At 61.2% G+C, this 521-nt stretch carries 1 protein-coding gene; it reads left to right on the top strand.

Going from position 1 to position 521, the window contains the following annotated elements:
• Positions 1–202 (top strand): biotin/lipoyl-containing protein (locus VA602_RS00555; protein WP_323452172.1); only part of this gene is annotated, 202 nt, incomplete at its 5' end.
• Positions 203–521: the final 319 nt, after the last annotated feature.

The raw sequence follows: 521 nt of genomic DNA on the forward strand, positions 1-521 counted from the left end.
CACCACCATGCCGGGCAACATCGTCGATGTGCTGGTCAAGGAGGGCGATGTGGTCAAGGCCGGGCAGGCAGTGCTGATTACCGAAGCCATGAAGATGGAGACCGAGGTGCAGGCGGCCATCGCCGGCAAGGTTGTTGCCCTCCACGTGGCCAAGGGCGACCGGGTGACCCCGGGCGAGATCCTGATCGAGATCGAAGGCTGATCGACAGCCTTCGAATACAAGCGGTTTACCTCATGGGGAGCGGTTGCTCCCCTTTTTTTATGTTGGGTTCAAGGCCCGATCGCGGGGCACCCCGCTGGTTCTGAAACTGGCGGGGTACCGGTGGGAGCAACTGTCTTGCTCAAAATCTAAAGACCAGCCCAATCCCCTGTGGGAGCGGGCTTGTCCCGCGAACACGGGCGTAGCCCGTGCCAGGCAGCGCGGTGTCTTTTTCGCGGGTAAACCCTCCCACACGTACGGCGTTCGGATTTACGCCGGTGTTGCGCTCTTGCACTGAGGCAATTCCACATCCTGCCATGGG

It is taken from the genome of Pseudomonas machongensis (genome assembly GCF_034961125.1).
GTDB classification, from domain to species: domain Bacteria; phylum Pseudomonadota; class Gammaproteobacteria; order Pseudomonadales; family Pseudomonadaceae; genus Aquipseudomonas; species Aquipseudomonas machongensis.